At 69.6% G+C, this 16,526-nt stretch carries 15 protein-coding genes; 12 read left to right on the top strand and 3 right to left on the bottom strand.

The window, feature by feature from the left end; translation table 11 throughout:
• Window positions 1-151 precede the first annotated feature (151 nt).
• Window positions 152-718 (top strand): single-stranded DNA-binding protein, encoded by a 567-nt coding sequence (gene ssb / locus BM013_RS12850; RefSeq protein WP_093127445.1) that lies wholly within the window; start codon window positions 152-154, stop codon window positions 716-718.
• An 82-nt stretch (window positions 719-800) separates the two neighbouring features.
• Here ssb and BM013_RS12845 read toward each other — a convergent pair whose 3' ends face one another.
• Window positions 801-1,199 carry a GFA family protein gene (locus BM013_RS12845; RefSeq protein ID WP_093127443.1) on the bottom strand — a complete coding sequence of 133 codons (399 nt, stop codon included), beginning with the start codon at window positions 1,197-1,199 and terminating at the stop codon, window positions 801-803.
• Between the two features lie 13 nt (window positions 1,200-1,212).
• Window positions 1,213-1,926 (bottom strand): YebC/PmpR family DNA-binding transcriptional regulator, encoded by a 714-nt coding sequence (locus BM013_RS12840; protein WP_093127441.1) that lies wholly within the window; start codon window positions 1,924-1,926, stop codon window positions 1,213-1,215.
• A 314-nt stretch (window positions 1,927-2,240) separates the two neighbouring features.
• Here BM013_RS12840 and BM013_RS12835 point away from each other — a divergent pair, with 314 nt between their 5' ends.
• From BM013_RS12835 to BM013_RS12800, 8 genes are read left to right on the top strand one after another with little or no spacing between them, the layout of a single operon-like run.
• Window positions 2,241-2,993: a helix-turn-helix domain-containing protein gene (locus BM013_RS12835; RefSeq protein ID WP_093127438.1), complete on the top strand. Its 753-nt coding sequence runs from the start codon at window positions 2,241-2,243 to the stop codon at window positions 2,991-2,993.
• The gene (locus BM013_RS12830) at window positions 2,990-3,460 is read left to right on the top strand and encodes a hypothetical protein (RefSeq protein ID WP_093127435.1); all 471 of its coding nucleotides are present in this window, start codon (window positions 2,990-2,992) and stop codon (window positions 3,458-3,460) included. Before BM013_RS12835 ends, BM013_RS12830 begins: the two co-directional genes overlap by 4 nt.
• Before the next feature lie 50 nt (window positions 3,461-3,510).
• Complete coding sequence (locus BM013_RS12825) at window positions 3,511-5,082, top strand: ABC transporter substrate-binding protein (protein WP_093127433.1); 1,572 nt, start codon at window positions 3,511-3,513, stop codon at window positions 5,080-5,082.
• A gap of 7 nt (window positions 5,083-5,089) precedes the next feature.
• Complete coding sequence (locus BM013_RS12820) at window positions 5,090-6,121, top strand: ABC transporter permease (protein WP_093127431.1); 1,032 nt, start codon at window positions 5,090-5,092, stop codon at window positions 6,119-6,121.
• The gene (nikC, locus tag BM013_RS12815) at window positions 6,118-7,014 is read left to right on the top strand and encodes a nickel transporter permease (protein WP_218152697.1); all 897 of its coding nucleotides are present in this window, start codon (window positions 6,118-6,120) and stop codon (window positions 7,012-7,014) included. Before BM013_RS12820 ends, nikC begins: the two co-directional genes overlap by 4 nt.
• Entirely contained in the window at window positions 7,007-7,855 is an 849-nt protein-coding gene (locus BM013_RS12810) for an ABC transporter ATP-binding protein (RefSeq protein ID WP_093127429.1), read from the top strand. Before nikC ends, BM013_RS12810 begins: the two co-directional genes overlap by 8 nt.
• Window positions 7,845-8,663 carry an ABC transporter ATP-binding protein gene (locus BM013_RS12805; protein WP_093127426.1) on the top strand — a complete coding sequence of 273 codons (819 nt, stop codon included), beginning with the start codon at window positions 7,845-7,847 and terminating at the stop codon, window positions 8,661-8,663. Before BM013_RS12810 ends, BM013_RS12805 begins: the two co-directional genes overlap by 11 nt.
• 13 nt (window positions 8,664-8,676) lie before the next feature.
• The gene (locus tag BM013_RS12800; RefSeq protein WP_093127424.1) at window positions 8,677-10,380 is read left to right on the top strand and encodes a M14 family zinc carboxypeptidase; all 1,704 of its coding nucleotides are present in this window, start codon (window positions 8,677-8,679) and stop codon (window positions 10,378-10,380) included.
• A gap of 10 nt (window positions 10,381-10,390) precedes the next feature.
• Here BM013_RS12800 and BM013_RS12795 read toward each other — a convergent pair whose 3' ends face one another.
• Window positions 10,391-11,308, bottom strand: a complete 918-nt coding sequence (locus BM013_RS12795; protein ID WP_093127421.1) for a LysR family transcriptional regulator — start codon at window positions 11,306-11,308, stop codon at window positions 10,391-10,393.
• 100 nt (window positions 11,309-11,408) lie between these two features.
• Between BM013_RS12795 and BM013_RS12790 the strand changes: the two genes are divergently transcribed.
• Genes BM013_RS12790 through BM013_RS12780 form a run of 3 tightly spaced genes read left to right on the top strand, consistent with a single transcriptional unit; the run spans window position 11,409 to window position 16,470 of the window.
• Window positions 11,409-12,818: an aminotransferase family protein gene (locus BM013_RS12790; protein ID WP_093127419.1), complete on the top strand. Its 1,410-nt coding sequence runs from the start codon at window positions 11,409-11,411 to the stop codon at window positions 12,816-12,818.
• A gap of 14 nt (window positions 12,819-12,832) precedes the next feature.
• Complete coding sequence (locus tag BM013_RS12785) at window positions 12,833-15,160, top strand: LamG domain-containing protein (RefSeq protein ID WP_093127416.1); 2,328 nt, start codon at window positions 12,833-12,835, stop codon at window positions 15,158-15,160.
• 26 nt (window positions 15,161-15,186) lie between these two features.
• The gene (locus BM013_RS12780) at window positions 15,187-16,470 is read left to right on the top strand and encodes an MFS transporter (RefSeq protein ID WP_093128092.1); all 1,284 of its coding nucleotides are present in this window, start codon (window positions 15,187-15,189) and stop codon (window positions 16,468-16,470) included.
• Window positions 16,471-16,526: the final 56 nt, after the last annotated feature.

Here is a 16,526-nt window from a genome sequence, read left to right as displayed (position 1 = left end):
GATAGTCCGCGGCGAATTTCCTGGCGAGGGGGACGGAACCACCGGACGGCACGGCGGCGGCGGCGGGCGGCTCGGCCGGAGGGGCGGCATCGGGCACAATCGAGGGTTCGTTTCAACCTCCTCCTTCATCTACTTATCAGGGGCAGTGCATATGGCATCGGTCAATAAAGTCATCGTCGTCGGCAACCTGGGGCGCGACCCCGAAATGCGTACTTTCCCAAGCGGCGACCAGGTCGCGAACGTCACGGTGGCCACCACCGACCGTTGGAAAGACAAGCAAAGCGGCGAAATGCGCGAAGCCACCGAGTGGCACCGCATCGTCTTCAACGGCCGCCTGGCCGAAATCGCCGGCCAGTACCTGCGCAAGGGCTCGCAGGTCTATGTCGAAGGCAGCCTGCGCACGCGCAAGTGGACCGACAAGGACGGCGCGGAAAAGTACACCACCGAAATCCGCGCCGACCAGATGCAGATGCTCGGCAGCCGTTCGGGCCAGGGCGGCCCGTCGGGCGGTCCCGAGGACGATGGCGGCTACTCGCAAGGCGGCGGCGGCGGTGGCGGCGGCGGTTATTCGCAGGGCGGCAATGGCGGCGGTGGCGGTGGCGGCTACGCCCCGCGCGCACCGGCGGCAGCACCCCGCGCGCCGGCACCGGCGCCGCGCCAGGCTCCGGCCAAGTCGTCGTCGGGCTTCGACGACATGGACGACGACATTCCGTTCTGATCGCCAGGCAACCCGGCTCCGGACGCAAGGCCGGCCTCGAAAGAGGCCGGCTTTTTTCATGGAGGCGGGCAAATCGGGGCGTTCAGCCCTCGCCGGCGTGCCCCTGGTACTGCGGCAGGTCGTCCAGGATGGTGAACCACGGCGCCTTCGAGCCCACGAAGATGTGCGCGCTCGGCCGGATCGCGGGGGCATCGACCAGCGTGCCCAGCGTGACGTGCACGAACTGCCCGTCGCGCACCACCGACCAAAGCAGCGAGCCGCATTGCCCGCAATGGATGTCGCCCGCGTCCGGGGTGCCGTAGACCAACAGCCGGTCTTCGCCCTGCGTGATCGCCAGCTTGCCGCGCGCGATGCCCGCGAAGGGCTTGAACGCCGAGCCGGTGGCGCGCCGGCAGTCCGAGCAGTGGCAGTTCAGCGCGTAGGCGAATTCGTCGGCCACCGCGTAGTGGACGGTGCCGCAGAGGCACTTTCCGGCGAGCATGCGGGCGAAAGGCTCAGCCTGCCAGGCCCACGAACACGTTCTGCACGTCGTCGTTCGCGTCGATGGCCGCCAGGAAGGTCTCGACTTCTTCCAGGTCTTCGGCGCTCAGGCTCGCCGGGTCGACCGGGTTCTTGGGCTTGTAGCCCAGCTTGGCCGACAGCACGGTGAAACCCTGCGCCGGCAGCGCGCGGCTCACCAGGTCGAGGTCGGTGGCGTCGGTGAGGAACACCACGGGGTGGTCTTCGGTGGCGGGCTCGAAGTCTTGCGCGCCGGCTTCGATGGCAGCCATTTCGGGGTCGGCGTCGGGGCTGGCGGGTTCGGCCTCGATCATGCCGACGTGGTCGAAGTCCCACGACACCGAGCCCGAGGTGCCCAGCTGGCCCTTGCGGAACAGCACGCGCATTTCAGGCGCGGTGCGGTTCACGTTGTCGGTCAGGCACTCGACCATCACCGGCACGCGGTGCGGCGCGAAGCCTTCGTAGATCACGTGCTCGAAATGCACCGACTCGCCGGTGAGGCCGGCGCCCTTCTTGATGGCGCGGTCCAGCGTTTCCTTGGGCATCGAGACCTTGCGGGCCTGCTCCACCACGAGGCGAAGGCGCGAGTTGCCGGCCGGATCGGCGCCGGCGCGCGCGGCGATCATGATTTCCTTGGCGAGCTTGCCGAACAGCCGGCCCTTGGCATTGGCCGCCAGATCCTTGTGTTTCGCTTTCCATTGGGCGCCCATGGCGTGTTTCCTTGAATGTGTGTTTGTGGCCTGGTCTGGCGCTTGCCTGACCCTTGGCAGAGTCTTCGCGGACTCTTGGCGCAAGGGCTGGATGACCGATCGGGGCGACTACTGTAGCCGCAGCGCAGGTAGGAGGGAATCGGCTGACAAGGCCGCGACAGCCACCGGCTCCTTCGCTGCCGGTACTTTCGGCACGCGCACCCGCCGGCCGCGCCCTTCACGGTCACGAACGGCCACCGGCCGCGCGATCCATTAAAAAGTACCGCTAAAAAAGTAAAACAATTTTACTGAGACTGCTACACTTTTTCATCACCATGAAAAAAACGCAGCCTCCGAAAGAGCCGCAACCCACGAGCGCCGCGCCCGCCGGCCGCGAAACGGGGGTTCTCGCCGACATCGGCGAAGCCCTGCGGGCGCGCCGCCGGCTGCTGCACCTGAGCCTGGCGGAGGTGGCCGAACGCAGCGAGCTCAGCATCGGCTACATCTCGCTGCTGGAGCGCAACCTGGCGTCGCCTTCGCTCACCGCGCTGATGCGCATCGGCGAGGTGCTGGGCCTGGAGCTGGACTACTTCTTCCAGGCGCGCAATGCCGGCGGCCATCACTTTCCGCAGAGCGCTCGCTCGCCGTTCCAGCTGCAGGCGGGCGACATGACCTTCGACCGCGTCAGCGGCCAGTTTCCCGGCAGCGTGGTCAACGGGCTGGTGGTGACGATTCCGGCGGGGCACAAGTCCACGCCCATCACCCACCCCGGCGAAGAGCTGGTCTACATCCTGAGCGGCAGCCTGCGCTACACGCTCGGCGGCCGCGAGTTGCAGCTGGACGAGGGCGACTCGGTGCACCTGCCGTCCACCACGCCGCATTGCTGGGAAAACCCCTTCGCCCAGCCCGCCAAGGCGCTGTGGGTCGGTACCGCGCCGCTGTTCAAGGCCGACGGGGACGACCCCCACGCCGCGCACGACCTGCAAAGCCATGGCTCCCCCACACGGGTGTCCGGCGCCACGGCGCCAGCCAAGGCACCCGCCAGGGCCAAGGCCCGACTTTCCAAGAAAAAAGACACCCGAGCATGAACGCCAGCCCTGCGTACGAACACGAAGTCACTTTCGCCGCCGTGAGCGACCTGCTCCAGCAGCGCATCGGCCACAAGCTGCTGACCGTGAGCCGCGTGCTGCCCGACGAGGCCAGCGTCGAGCGGATCTACACCACCCAGCCCGAGGCCTACCCGGTGCACGGCAAGAAGCCGCGCGACCACACCGAGTGGACCGCGCTGATGGAGCGCGGCGAGTGCTTCGTGGCCAGCCAGCCCGAGGACTTCGGCCCGCACTTCTCCGACCTGCCCACGATCGTGCGGCATGGCCTGGGCGCTGTCATCAACATCCCGGTGCTCGACGGCACCCGCATGCTGGGCACCCTGAACCTGCTGGACGCCGCCGGTGCCTACACCGGCCCGGTGCTCGACGCCTGCCTCGAGGCGCGCGGCCTGGCCGCCAGGGGCTTCGTGCTGTACGAGCAATGGCTCGCGCGGCGCGCGGCCTGATTCGCCCGATCCCCTTCCTTGCCTCTTCTCATCCTCACCCGGAGTGAACCTTGAACCCTCGAATTTGCGCGGCAGTTGCAGGCGTCTTCTTCTCGTTGTCCGCGTGGGCCGCCACGCCGAAGGACACGCTGGTGGTGGTCAAGAACATCGATGACATCGTGAGCCTCGACCCCGCCGAGGCCTTCGAGTTCTCCAGCGGCGAGGTGGTGACCAACATCTACGAGCGCCTGGTGCAGTACGACGCCGCGGACCCGACCCAGCTGAAGCCGGGCCTGGCCGCGAGCTGGAAGCCGGCGGCCGACGGCAAGAGCATCGAGTTCACGCTGCGCAAGGGCGCCGCCTTCGAAAGCGGCAACCCGGTGCGCCCGGAGGACGTGGTGTTCTCCTTCAAGCGCGTGCTCAAGCTGAACAAGGCGCCGGCCTTCATCCTGAGCCAGCTGGGCTGGACCGCCGACAACATCGAGCAGATGGCGCGCAAGGGTGCGGCCGACACGCTGGTGCTCGGCTGGAGCGGCGAGTTCGGTCCGGCCTACGTGCTGAGCGTGCTGGCCGCGCGGCCCGGCGCCATCGTCGACGAGAAGCTGGTGCTGGCCAACGAGAAGGCGGGCGACCTGGGCAACCAGTGGCTCAACCGCAACTCCGCCGGCAGCGGCCCGTACAAGCTGAAGCTGTACAAGCCCAAGGAAGTGCTGCTGCTCGAAGCCAACAAGAAGGCCTTCAACCTGCCCAAGACCGCCAACGTGCTGATCAAGAGCGTGGCCGAGTCCGCCACGCAGCGCCTGCTGCTGGAGTCCGGCGACGCCGACATCGCGCGCGACCTCGCGGCCGACCAGCTCGACGCGCTGAAGGCGCGCACCGACGTGCGCATCGAGGACTTCCCCGCGGCCGCCGTGCACTTCATTGCGCTCAACCTCAAGAACGAGAAGCTGCGCAACCCCGCGCTGTGGGAGGCCATGCGCTACCTGGTGGACTACGACGGCATCTCGACGCAGCTGCTCAAGGGCCAGATGCGCACGCACCAGGCCTTCCTGCCGGTGGGCTTCGCGGGTGCGCTGACCACCAACCCCTACAAGGCCGACCCGGAGCGCGCCAAGGCCATCCTCGCCAAGGCCGGCATCGGCGGCCTCGAAATCGACATGGACCTGATCAACACCCAGCGCTTCATGGACATGGCGCAGTCGATGCAGGCCACCATGGCCAAGGCGGGCATCAAGCTCAACCTGCTGCCCGGCACCGGCGCCCAGGTGCTCACCCGCTACCGAGCCCGCAAGCACGAGGCCATCCTGCTGTACTGGGGCCCCGACTTCTTCGACCCGCATTCCAATGCGAAGTCGTTCGCGTACAACGTGGACAACAGCGACAGCGCCTACCAGAGCACCACGACATGGCGCAACGGCTGGCTCATTCCCGATCTGTCGGCCAAGACCATGGCGGCGCTGAAAGAGGTCGATCCGGCCAAGCGCGCCGTGGCCTACCAGGGGCTGCAGCGCGAGGTGCAGGCGAAGTCGCCGTTCATCATCACCTTCCAGGAGCAGAACCGGGTGGCCCTGCGCAGCAACGTCAAGGGCTACGTGCAGGGCACGGTGGCCGACCTGATCAAGTACGACGGCGTCACCAAGTAGCACGGCCATGCGCAAGCGCGTCGCTCCGGTCGCTCCGGCCACCCTGTTGCGGTCTGGCCTGTCCTTCGTCCTGATGCTGCTGGTGCTGCTGCTGGTCACCTTCCTGATCGGCAAGGCCGCGCCCATCGACCCCGTGCTGCAGGTGGTCGGCGACCGCGCCTCGCCCGAGGCCTACCAGGAGGCCAGGCAGCGCATGGGGCTCGACCGGCCGATCGCCACGCAGTTCGTGCGCTACGTGAGCGACGCGGCGCAGGGCGACCTGGGCCGCTCGACCTCGACCGGTCGCCCGGTGCTGGAAGACCTGCGCCAGTACTTTCCGGCCACGCTGGAGCTGGCCACGCTGGGCATCGTGCTGGGCGTGGTGTTCGGTGTGCCGCTGGGCATGCTCGCGGCGCACCAGCACAACCGATGGATCGACCAGCTGCTGCGCCTGGTCGGGCTGCTGGGGTATTCGGTGCCGGTGTTCTGGCTCGGGCTGGTGGGCCTGCTGGTCTTCTACGCCAGGCTGGGCTGGGTCGGCGGGCCGGGGCGGCTGGACGACGTGTACCAGTACACGGTCGACAGCTGGAGCAACCTGGTGCTGGTCGACACGCTGCGCGCCGGCAACGCGGAGGCGTTCCGCAACGGGCTGTCGCACCTGCTGCTGCCGGCCGCGCTGCTGGGGTACTTCTCGCTGGCCTACATCTCGCGCATGACGCGGGCGTTCTTTCTCGAAGAGCTGGGCAAGGAGTACGTGATGACGGCGCGCGTGAAGGGCGCGTCGGAGCTGCGGGTGCTGGTGGGCCATGTGCTGCCCAACGTGGCCGCGCCGCTGGTCACCGTCATCGCGCTGTCGTATGCGGTGCTGCTCGAAGGCGCGGTGCTGACCGAGACGGTGTTCTCCTGGCCCGGCATCGGCCTGTACGTGACCAATGCGCTGTTCAGCGCCGACGTGTCTGCCGTGCTCGGCGGCACCTTGCTGGTGGGCCTGTGCTTCGTGGTGCTCAACACCGCGTCCGATGTGTTCGGCTATTTGATGGACCCGAGGGCCAGGTCATGATGCTTCGACAGGATTGGTGGCTCAGCGAGGCGCCCGCGTCGGCCTTCCAGGCGCGCTGCGGGCGCTGGTACCGCATGGGCTTGCGCGCGGTGCGCAGCCCGGCCATGGTGTTCGGCCTGGTCATCCTGGCGGCGATGGTGCTGGCGGCCGTGTTCGCGCCCTGGCTGGCCCCGTTCGATCCCAACGCGCAGAACGTGCAGCAGCGGCTGCTGCCGCCGGGCGCCACGCACTGGCTGGGCACCGACCAGCTCGGGCGCGACCTGCTCAGCCGCGTCATCTACGGCACGCGGCCCACGCTGCTCATCGTGTCGCTGGTGGCGTTGCTGTCGGCGCCGCTGGGGCTGTTGCTGGGCATGTGCGCGGGTTACTTCGGTGGCTGGGTCGACACGGTGCTGATGCGCGTCACCGACATCTTCATGGCCTTTCCGCGGCTGGTGCTGGCGCTGGCGCTCGTGGCCGTGCTGGGGCCGGGCATCGTGAACGCGGTGATCGCCATCGCCATCACCGCATGGCCGGCCTACGCGCGCATTGCGCGCACCGAGACACGCACCGTGCGCGGCAGCGATTTCATCCAGGCCGCCAGGGTGCAGGGCCTGCGCACCTCGCGCATCCTGTTCGGCCACCTGCTGCCGATCTGCCTGCCCTCGACGGTGGTGCGCGTCACGCTGGACATGGCGGGCATCATCCTCACGGCCGCCGGCCTGGGCTTCCTGGGGCTGGGCGCGCAGCCGCCGATGTCGGAGTGGGGCGCCATGATCTCCACCGGGCGGCAGTACATCTTCGACCAGTGGTGGGTGGCGGCCGTGCCCGGCGTGGCCATCCTGCTGGGCAGCCTGGCCTTCAACCTGGTGGGCGACGGCTTGCGCGACGTACTGGACCCGAAAAATGGCTGAGCTGCTCATCGAAGACCTCACGGTGACCTACCCGACAGCCAGCGGGCCGGTCGACGTGGTGAAGTCGCTGTCGTTGCGCATGGGCGCCGAGCGCATCGGCATCGTGGGCGAGTCGGGCTCGGGCAAGTCGATGACGGCGCGCGCGATCCTGGGCCTGGTGCGCTCGCCCGGCCGGTCCACGGCCAGCCGCATGACCTACGACGGCGCCGACCTCACGCGCCAGACGCCTTCGGGCTGGCGCGCCATTCGCGGTCGCCGCATCGCCATGGTGCTGCAGGACCCGAAGTTCTCGCTCAACCCGGTGCTGCGCGTCGGCAAGCAGATTGCCGAGGCGGGCCTGCTGCACGGTGTGTTCAAGCCGGCCCAGGCGCGCGACCGCGTGCTGGAGATGCTGGAGACCGTGGGGGTGGACCACCCCGAGCGGGTCTACGACGCCTACCCGCACCAGCTCTCGGGTGGCATCGGCCAGCGCGTGATGATCGCCGCGATGATGATGGCCGAGCCCGGCCTGCTCATCGCCGACGAGCCCACCTCGGCGCTCGACGTGATGGTGCGCGGGCAGGTGCTGGAGATGATGGACCGCGAGATCCGCAAGCGCGGCATGGGCCTGCTCATGATCAGCCACGACCTGAAGATGGTGGCGCACTTCTGCGACCGCGTGCTGGTCATGTACCGCGGGCAGGTGGTGGAGTCGTGCGCCGCCAAGGACCTGTTCCAGTCGCAGCACCCCTACACGCGCGGCCTGCTCAACTGCATGCCCACGGGCCAGAACCCGGGCCAGCCGCTGCCCACCATCGACCGGCAACTCATCCAGGACACGGTGGCCCGCCATGCGCAGTGAAACCCCCGCGGCGAGCCCGCCCGGCTTGCAGGAAACAGCCATCCGCTGCCAGGGCCTGGACGTTTTCTACGGCCACGGCGCGCAGCGCCACCAGGCGGTCAAGCAGGCCTCGTTCGAGGTGCGCAAGGGCGAGTCCTTCGGCGTGGTCGGCGGCTCCGGCAGCGGCAAGTCGACGCTCCTGCGCGTGCTGGCGGGGCTCGACGGCGACTGGCAGGGCGACGTCGAGGTGCTGGGCCACCGGCGCGCGGCCGGCGTGGCGCCGCAGCGCGAGTACCGGCTGAAGGTGCAGATGATCTTCCAGGACCCGTTCGGCTCCCTGCACCCGCGCCACACCATCGACCGCTGCCTGAGCGAGGCCATGCGCTTCCACGGTTTCGATCGCATCGAGCAGCGCGTGGTGTCCGCGCTCGAGCGCGTCGGGCTGGGCAAGAGCTTTCGCTTCCGGTTTCCCCACCAGCTGAGCGGCGGCCAGCGCCAGCGCGTGGCGATTGCGCGCGCGCTGGTGCTGGAGCCCGAGGTGCTGCTGCTCGACGAGCCCACCTCGGCGCTGGACGCCTCCATCCAGGCCGAGGTGCTGAACCTGCTGATGGAAGTGCGCCGCGACCTGGGCACCACCTTCCTGTTCGTGAGCCACGACCTCGGCGTGATCGCCCACATGTGCGACCGCGTGGCCGTGATGCGCCATGGCGTCGTCGTCGAGACGCTCGCCGCGGCGCAGATCACGGCCGGCCAGGTGGCACACCCCTACACCCGCGAGCTGCTGGCGAACTGCTACGCCGCGCAGCCGCCGGACCCTGTCGTTGCGTGAACGGAGCTTCTTCATGACCACTGAACCTGGCCCCCTGTACCCCACGCCTTTCGAAAGCGGCAACGGCAACCGGACCACCACCTGGGCCGAGTGCGTCGCCTTCTACGAGCGGCTGGCCGAGCGTTTCCCCGGCGTGCTGCGGTGGCACCAGATCGGCGTGTCGGACACCGGCGTGCCGATGCATGCAGGCGTGGTCACGGCCGACGGCGTGTTCGCGCACGAGGCGCTCCAGCAGCAGGGCCGCCCGGTGTTCTTCAACAACAACGGCATCCACCCCGGCGAGCCCGAGGGCATCGACAGCTGCATGGCGCTGGTGCGCGACTTCTGCACGCAGCCCGAGCGGCTCGCGGCGCTGGGCGACACCGTGTTCCTGTTCATTCCCGTCTACAACGTGGACGGCTGCATCAACCGCCAGGCCACCTCGCGCGTGAACCAGCTCGGGCCCGAGTCGTTCGGCTTTCGCGGCAACGGCCGGCACCTGGACCTGAACCGCGACTTCATCAAGTGCGACAGCCTCGCCGCGCAGGTGTTCAACCGCTTCTTCACCGCGTGGCGCCCCGACGTGATGGTCGACACCCACACCTCGAACGGCGCCGACTACGCCTGCACCATGACGCTGATCCCGACCCAGCCCGACAAGCTGGGCGGCGCGCTGGGCGGCTTCCTGCGCGAGCGCATGTTGCCGGCCATCTATGGCGACATGGACCGGCGCGGCTGGCCCACCTGCCCGTACGTGAACCTGCTGGCCGAGACGCCGGACGACGGCATCGAGGACTTTCTCGACCTGCCGCGCTTTTCCACCGGCTACGCCGCGCTGCACCACACCATCGGCTTCATGCCCGAAACCCACATGCTCAAGCCCTACGCCGACCGCGTGGCCGCCATGCGCACGCTGGTCGAGGTGGTGCTGGACTTCACCGTGGCCCATGCGCCGCGCATCCAGCAGCTGCGACGAGAGGCCCGCGCCGCCGCGGCGCAGCAGGCGCGCTGGCCGCTGACATGGCGCAACGACCACACCCGGCCGGCCAGCCTGCGTTTCAAGGGCTACCAGGCGGTGCGCACGCCCAGCCAGCTCGGCAACTACCAGCGCCTGGCCTACGACCGCAACCAGCCGTGGGAAAAAGACATCGTGCATTTCGACCGCTGCGTGGAAGACCTGGCAGTGGCAGCGCCCAAGGCCTACCTGGTACCGCAGGCCTGGCGCGAGGTGATCGAGCGCCTGCAGTGGAACGGTGTGGCCATGCGGCGCCTGGAGGCGGACCAGCAGTTCGATGCCGCCCGGGTCTATCGCATCGAAAACGTGACTTCCCGCGCGAATGCCTACGAAGGCCACATGTTCCATGACCAGGTGGTGCTCGCGACGCACACAGAGCCCTTCCAGGCGCGCGCGGGCGACATGTGGATCTCGCTCGACCAGCCCGGTGCGCGCTACGCCGTCGAGACGCTGGAGCCTGAGGCCCACGACAGCTTCTTTCGTTGGGGCTTCTTCAACAGCGTGCTGGAGAAGAAGGAGAACTTCTCCGACTACGTCTTCGAAGACACCGCGCTGCAGATGCTGGAAGACGAACCCGCGTTGAAAGAGCAGTTCGCGCAGTGGAAGACACAGAACCCCGAGAAGCTGTCCGACCCCCAGGCGGTGCTGGGCTTTCTCTTCGCGCAGGGCCGGCGGCATGCGGAGCCGGGGTGGCGGCGCTATCCGGTGGTGGCGCTGATGTAGCTCGCGCGCTTCACGACGCGGGTTTGAACCCCGGCAGTGCATGCATGCGCGCGCGCAGCGCTTCCACGAACGCCGTGACCCGCGCCGGCCGGTACAAGCCCGGCGGCAGCGCGACGTGCACGCCGATCGGCTCCAGCCACCAGTTCGGCAGCACGCGCTTCAAGCGGCCGGCCCGCATGTCGTCGTGGCACATCCACGGCGCGGCGGCGCCGATGCCCGCGCCGTTGAGCACCGCGCGGTAGCTGGCCAACAGGCTGTCGGTGCGGATGGGCGTGTCCAGCGCCACGATGCGCGAGCGACCGCCGCGGTCGATCAGGCGCACGTTGCCCGTCACGTACGGCACCAGGCCCACGCACGGCAATTGCGGCAGCCGGGCCAGCGTGACGGGGCCGGTGCGCTTGAGCAGCGCGGGCGTGGCGATCAGCACCCGCTCCATGTGGCCCAGCGGCCGGCTCACCAGGCCGGGGTCGCGCACCTCGCCCACGCACACCCAGCATTCCGCGCCGGAGGCCGCGAGGTCGACCACGCGATCGGTCAGCGTGAGCTCCACGCGCACCTGCGGATGCGAGGCGCGCAGGTCGGTCACCGCATCGGTCAGGAAGCCGGTGCCATAGCCCGACGGGCCGATCACGCGCAGCGTGCCGTCGGGCTGGCTCTGGCCGCCGCGCAGCCGCTGCGACAGGCCCGACCAGCGGTCGGTCAGGTCGTGTGCCTCGGCCAGCAGCGAGCGGCCCTCGTCGGTGAGCGAGAAGTTGGCGGTGTTGCGAATGGCCAGCTTGCAGCCCAGCAGGCGCTCCAGCTCGAGCAGGCGGCGGCTCACCGTGGGCTGCGTGGTGCCGAGCAGGCGCGCGGCCCTGCTGAGCGAGCCGCTCTCGCCGATCTTGATGAAGGTGTCGAGCAGGTCGAGCCGGTCGTGGGTGTTCTTCATGCGCCAGACGTATAGCACTTCATCGCTCCATACGTCTACCCATGTCGGCGGCGTGTGCCTATCGTCGGGCCGTTCAAGACATGCGACTGGAAATTCCCCGATGAGCACCACGATCGAAGACACCCCCCGCACCGTGGGCGACACGCCCCAGGGCGGCTCCGTGCTCGGCTTCTATGCCGCCAAGGGCACGCCCCGGCCGCCGCGGATCGCGCGCGGCGAAGGCCTCTACCTGTGGGACGCCAGCGGGCGCCGCTACCTCGACGCCACGGCCGGCGCGGTGGTGGCCAACATCGGCCATGGCAACCCGCGGGTGCTGGCGGCCATGCAGGCACAGGCCGCGCAGGTGACCTTCGCCTACCCGCGCTTCTTCGAGAGCGAGCACAGCATCGCGCTGGCCGACCGCGTGTGCAAGCTGGCGGGCGAAGGCTTCGAGCGCGCCTTCTTCGTCTCGGGCGGCTCGGAGGCCAACGAGTCGGCGCTGAAGCTGGCGCGGCAGTACGCGGTGGTCATGGGCCAGCCGCGGCGTGCCAAGGTCATCTCGCGCAACCCCAGCTACCACGGCTCCACGCTCGGCGCGCTGGCCGTGACGGGCGACGCGCACACGCAAGCCATCTACGGCGCCATGGTGCGCGAGATGCCGAAGGTGCCCGCGCCGCTGTCGTACCGCGTGCCCGACGGCCACACGGTGGAGTCGCACGCCATGGCCTGCGCCGACGCGCTGGAGGCCACCATCGTGCGCGAAGGGCCCGACACCGTGCTGGCCTTCATCCTGGAGCCCATCGGCGGTTTGTCGACCGGCGCGGTGGTGACGGGCGCGGCGTACTTCGAGCGCGTGCGCCAGATCTGCGACCGCTACGGCGTGCTGGTGATCTACGACGAGATCATGAGCGGCGCGGGCCGTACCGGCGCCTTTCTGGCCGCGCACCACTGGGCCGGCGCGCGGCCCGACTTCGTCACGCTGGCCAAGGGCCTGGCGGCGGGCTACACGCCGCTGGGTGCGCTGCTGGTGCCCGATCGCATCGTGGACGCCATTGCCAGCAGCGGCGGCTTCGTGCACGGCCACACCTACTTCACCAACCCGCTGTCGTGCGCGGTGGCCAACGCGGTGGTCGGCGAGGTGATCCGGCTGGACCTGGTGAACCGCGCGCGCGACATGGGCGAGCTGCTGATGGCGCGCCTGCGAGAGGTGGCCGAGCGTTCGCCCATCGTGGGCGACGTGCGCGGCAAGGGGCTCTTCACCGCCATCGAGATCGTGGCCGACAAGGCCACCAGGCGGCAGCTGCCGGCCAGCTTCAATGCGCCGGCGCGGCTCACCGCGCACGGGCTGAAGCACGGCATTGCGCTGTACAACCGGCGCGCCAATCTGGGTGCTTTCGGCGACTTCCAGATGATCACGCCGCCGCTGACCATCACGCCCGATGAAATCGACGAGCTGGTGGACCTGCTCGAGCGCTCGCTGCGCGACCTGGCCGACGAGATCGCGGCCAGCGGACTGGCCGTCTCGGCGTGACGAGGGCCGTGCCGATGCCTCGGACACTCGCGCCCCACCGCAGCCTGCACGTGCCCGGCGTGCACGGCTACACCGACCGCAAAAGCGTCGCTGCCGGCGAGGTGGTGCGCTTTCACCTGAGCCACGACGTGCCCTGCACGCTCTCGGTGTGCCGGCTGGGCCCCGACGTCGAAGGCCGCACCGCCGACACGGTGCTGCATGCCTTCGAGCCGTCGCCGGCGCGCGTGCAGCCGATCCACCCCGGTTCCTACGTGCGCGTGGCGCGCGGCCTCGACCAGCCGCTGCGCGCGCTCACGCTGGAGTGCTGGGTGCAGGTCTGGAGCGTGGGCACGCAGCAAAGCGTGATCGGGCAGTACGACCTGCCCGGTGCGTGCGGCTACGGACTCTTCATCGACGAGGCCGGGCGCACGGTGTTCTATCTGGGCGACGGCGGCGCGTTCGATGTGCGCGGCCAGCTCATGGGCGGCGCGCTGCGGCCCAAGCGGTGGCACCACGTCGTTGCCACGTGGGACGGCGAGGACACCGCGTTGTGGATCGACGGCGAGGCGGTCGCGCGCGGCCGGTGGCGCGGCCCGCTGCACCCCGGCCGGGCACCGTTGCGCCTGGGCAGCAGCGGCATCGACGGCCTGGCCGATGCGTTTCTCGAGGGCGACATCGTCATGCCCGCGATCTATTCGCAGGCGCTGCAGCCCGCCGCGGTGCGCTCGCGCTTCGCCGACCGCGGCCTGCACACGCCGCGCGGGCGCACGGTGCTGGCCTGCTGGCCGCTGCGCGAGGAGCGCGGCGACACGGTGGCCGACGCCAGCGGCCACCAGCGCACCGGTTGCATCGTCAACCACGGCACCTGGATGATCGTCGGCCCGGCCTTCGAGCCGCGGCGGGTGAACGAGTTCTCCGACAACGGCTACGACCCGCTGGCCGACCCCACGCGCGGCCACGGCCTGCGGCTGGCGAGCGACGACCTCTACGACTGCCGCTGGCCCGAGAGTCACGCCTTTCGCATGCCCGCGAACGCGAAGTCCGGCGTGTACGTGGGCCGCGTGCACTTCCTGCTCGACGGGCGGCCCGCCGTGTACGACATCACCTTCATCGTGCGCCGCGCCGCGCACCAGGCGCCCGCGCCGGTGCTGGTGCTGTGCGCCACCAACAGCTGGCTGGCCTATGCGAGCACGCCCTTCGCGAAGAACACCGCGAGCGATCCGGTCTGGCCGCGGCGCTCGGCCGGCCTGGAAAACAGCCACCCCGAGGCGCCGGCGTACAGCAGCTACACCTATCACCGCGGCGGCCAGCCGAGCTACCAGGTCGGCCTGCGCATGCCCTGGCCCAACGCCAGTCCGGACGCGCTGTACGACCCGGCCGATGCGGGCTTTTGCCAGTGGACCCGGCTGGAGCGCCGCCTGCACGTGTGGCTCGAACAGGCCGGCTACGACTACGACGTGGTGAGCGACCTCGACCTGCACCGCGACCCGGGCCTGCTGAAGGCCTACAAGACGGTGATGGTCAACGGCCACAGCGAGTACTGGTCGTTGCCCGCCTGCGACGGCCTGGACGACTACCTGTGCGACGGCGGCACGGCCATCGTTCTGTCGGGCAACACCATGTACCTGCGCGTGAGCTACGACGAGGCGTGCACGGTGATGGAGCAGCGCAAGGTGCTCGGCCCGAACGACGTGGACAGCGAGGAGGCCGCCCAGGTCCGCCCGCCTGCCGGGCCCTACGGCGAGCAATACCACGCGCAGGACTGGGCGCGCGGCGGCCAGTTCCGGCAGGCCGGGCGCTCCTGCGCGGAGCTCATCGGGCTGGAGTCGGCGGGCTGGGCCTTTGCCGACGGCAGCGACTTCGGCGTGTACCACGCCACGCAGCCGCAACACTTCCTGTTCACGCAGCCGCACGCGCTGGGGCTGGCCGAGGGCGACACCTTCGGCCACGCGCCGGGCGGCGGCCTGCCGCGGGCCATCGGCCACGAGTGGGACCTGAGCGTGGCCACGCTGCGCCGCATGACGCATGCGTTGCCGGCCGGCGAACAGCTGCCCGCGCCGCAGCAGGGCATCCAGGTGATCGCGCAGGGGCGGCGGCCGCAGCCGGGCCGCCTCGATGCGTACCTGGACTACTTCTCCAACGTGACCGAGTCGCTCGACGGGCTCTCGGCCGAGATGATCTATTGGGAGCGCCCGCGGGGCGGCCGCGTGTTCAACGCCGGTGCCGTCGGTGCGAGCTGGGTGCTCGGTGTCGATCCCTGTTTCGAAGGGGTGCTGCGCAACGTGCTGCATCACTTCGGCGTCCGCCCCGCGACGGGCGCGGGCCATCCGGTTCAACCATCCCTGGAGCACGCAGCACCATGAGCACACTCGCCCCGCGCACCCGCGCCATGTCAAACCCCGCCGAGCTTGCCGAGCCCGCCGAACCCGCGGCCAGGCAGAGCACGCTGCGCGTCATCACCGCCATCTCCATCGGCAATGCGCTGGAGTGGTTCGAGATCGTCATCTACGGCTTTCTGGCCGTGACCATCGCCAAGCTGTTCTTTCCCGCCGAGAACGAGAGCGTGTCGCTGCTCATCACGCTGGGCACCTTCGGCGTGACCTTCGTGATGCGTCCGGTCGGCTCGCTGGTGCTCGGCGCGTACGCCGACGCCAAGGGGCGCAAGAACGCGCTGACGCTGTCGATGGCGATCATGCTGTGCGGCACGCTGCTCATCGCGGTGTCGCCGACCTTCTCGCAGATCGGTCTGTGGGCGCCGGGGCTGGTCATTCTCGCGCGGCTGCTGCAGGGCTTCGCGGCCGGCGGCGAGTTCGGCAGCGCCACCGCGCTGCTGGCCGAGCAGGACCCGCGCCGGCGCGGCTTCTTCGCGAGCTGGCAGTTTGCGAGCCAGGGCATCACCACCTTCCTGGCGGCGGGCTTCGGCATGGGACTGAACGCGCTGCTCACGCCCGAGCAACTGCTGGCGTGGGGCTGGCGCATTCCGTTCTTCTTCGGCCTGCTGATCGGGCCCGCGGGCCTGTACATCCGCCGCCACCTGGACGAGGGCCTGGAGTTCAAGCGCGCGGCGCAGGAGGCCTCGCCGGTGCGCACCACGCTGGTCGACCAGCGCGGGCGCACGCTGGCGGCCATGGGGCTCATCATTCTGGCGACCGTGGTGGCCTACACGGGGCTCTTCATGCCGACCTTCGCGGTGCGGCAGCTGGGCCTGCCGGCGTCGATGGCCTTCGCGGGCACCTTCTGGTTCGGCGTGCTGCAGTTCGCGCTGGTGCCGATGTTCGGCAGCCTGTCGGACCGGGTGGGACGCGTGGTCGTCATGCGCAATGCCGCGCTGGCCATGGGGGTGATGATCGTGCCGCTGTTCTACCTGCTGGTGAACCATCCGTCGGTGCCGGCGCTGATGCTGGCGCTCACCGCCATGGGCGTGGTTGCGTCGGCGTATTGGGGTCCGATCTCGGCGGCGATGTCGGAGCTGTTCCCTGCGGCCACGCGCGGCACCGGGCTGTCGGTGAGCTACAGCTTCGGCGTGGCGATCTTCGGCGGCTTCGCGCCCTTCATCAGTGCCTGGCTCATCACGGCCACGGGCAGCAAGATCGCACCATCGTTCTACGTGGCTTTCGGCGTGCTGGTGAGCCTGGTGGCGCTGCGGGCGGCCCGGCGCTACGGCGTGAAGTGAGCGCGCGGCGCCCGACGGCGCGGACCGCAATTTTTTCCAAGTCCGAGCGGCGCGCC

The organism is Variovorax sp. OK605 (genome assembly GCF_900115445.1).
In the GTDB taxonomy this organism is placed as follows: Bacteria; Pseudomonadota; Gammaproteobacteria; order Burkholderiales; family Burkholderiaceae_C; genus Variovorax.
Note: the sequence above shows the minus strand (reverse complement) of the source record. Positions and strands in the feature narration are given on the sequence as shown.

Bases quoted from the DNA above. Each gene is read 5' to 3' on its own strand.
- ssb (WP_093127445.1), top strand. From the start codon at position 152: ATGGCATCGGTCAATAAAGTCATCGTCGTCGGCAACCTGGGGCGCGAC.
- BM013_RS12845 (WP_093127443.1), bottom strand. From the start codon at position 1,199: ATGCTCGCCGGAAAGTGCCTCTGCGGCACCGTCCACTACGCGGTGGCC.
- BM013_RS12840 (WP_093127441.1), bottom strand. From the start codon at position 1,926: ATGGGCGCCCAATGGAAAGCGAAACACAAGGATCTGGCGGCCAATGCC.
- BM013_RS12835 (WP_093127438.1), top strand. From the start codon at position 2,241: ATGAAAAAAACGCAGCCTCCGAAAGAGCCGCAACCCACGAGCGCCGCG.
- BM013_RS12830 (WP_093127435.1), top strand. From the start codon at position 2,990: ATGAACGCCAGCCCTGCGTACGAACACGAAGTCACTTTCGCCGCCGTG.
- BM013_RS12820 (WP_093127431.1), top strand. From the start codon at position 5,090: ATGCGCAAGCGCGTCGCTCCGGTCGCTCCGGCCACCCTGTTGCGGTCT.
- nikC (WP_218152697.1), top strand. From the start codon at position 6,118: ATGATGCTTCGACAGGATTGGTGGCTCAGCGAGGCGCCCGCGTCGGCC.
- BM013_RS12810 (WP_093127429.1), top strand. From the start codon at position 7,007: ATGGCTGAGCTGCTCATCGAAGACCTCACGGTGACCTACCCGACAGCC.
- BM013_RS12805 (WP_093127426.1), top strand. From the start codon at position 7,845: ATGCGCAGTGAAACCCCCGCGGCGAGCCCGCCCGGCTTGCAGGAAACA.
- BM013_RS12800 (WP_093127424.1), top strand. From the start codon at position 8,677: ATGACCACTGAACCTGGCCCCCTGTACCCCACGCCTTTCGAAAGCGGC.
- BM013_RS12795 (WP_093127421.1), bottom strand. From the start codon at position 11,308: ATGAAGAACACCCACGACCGGCTCGACCTGCTCGACACCTTCATCAAG.
- BM013_RS12790 (WP_093127419.1), top strand. From the start codon at position 11,409: ATGAGCACCACGATCGAAGACACCCCCCGCACCGTGGGCGACACGCCC.
- BM013_RS12785 (WP_093127416.1), top strand. From the start codon at position 12,833: ATGCCTCGGACACTCGCGCCCCACCGCAGCCTGCACGTGCCCGGCGTG.
- BM013_RS12780 (WP_093128092.1), top strand. From the start codon at position 15,187: ATGTCAAACCCCGCCGAGCTTGCCGAGCCCGCCGAACCCGCGGCCAGG.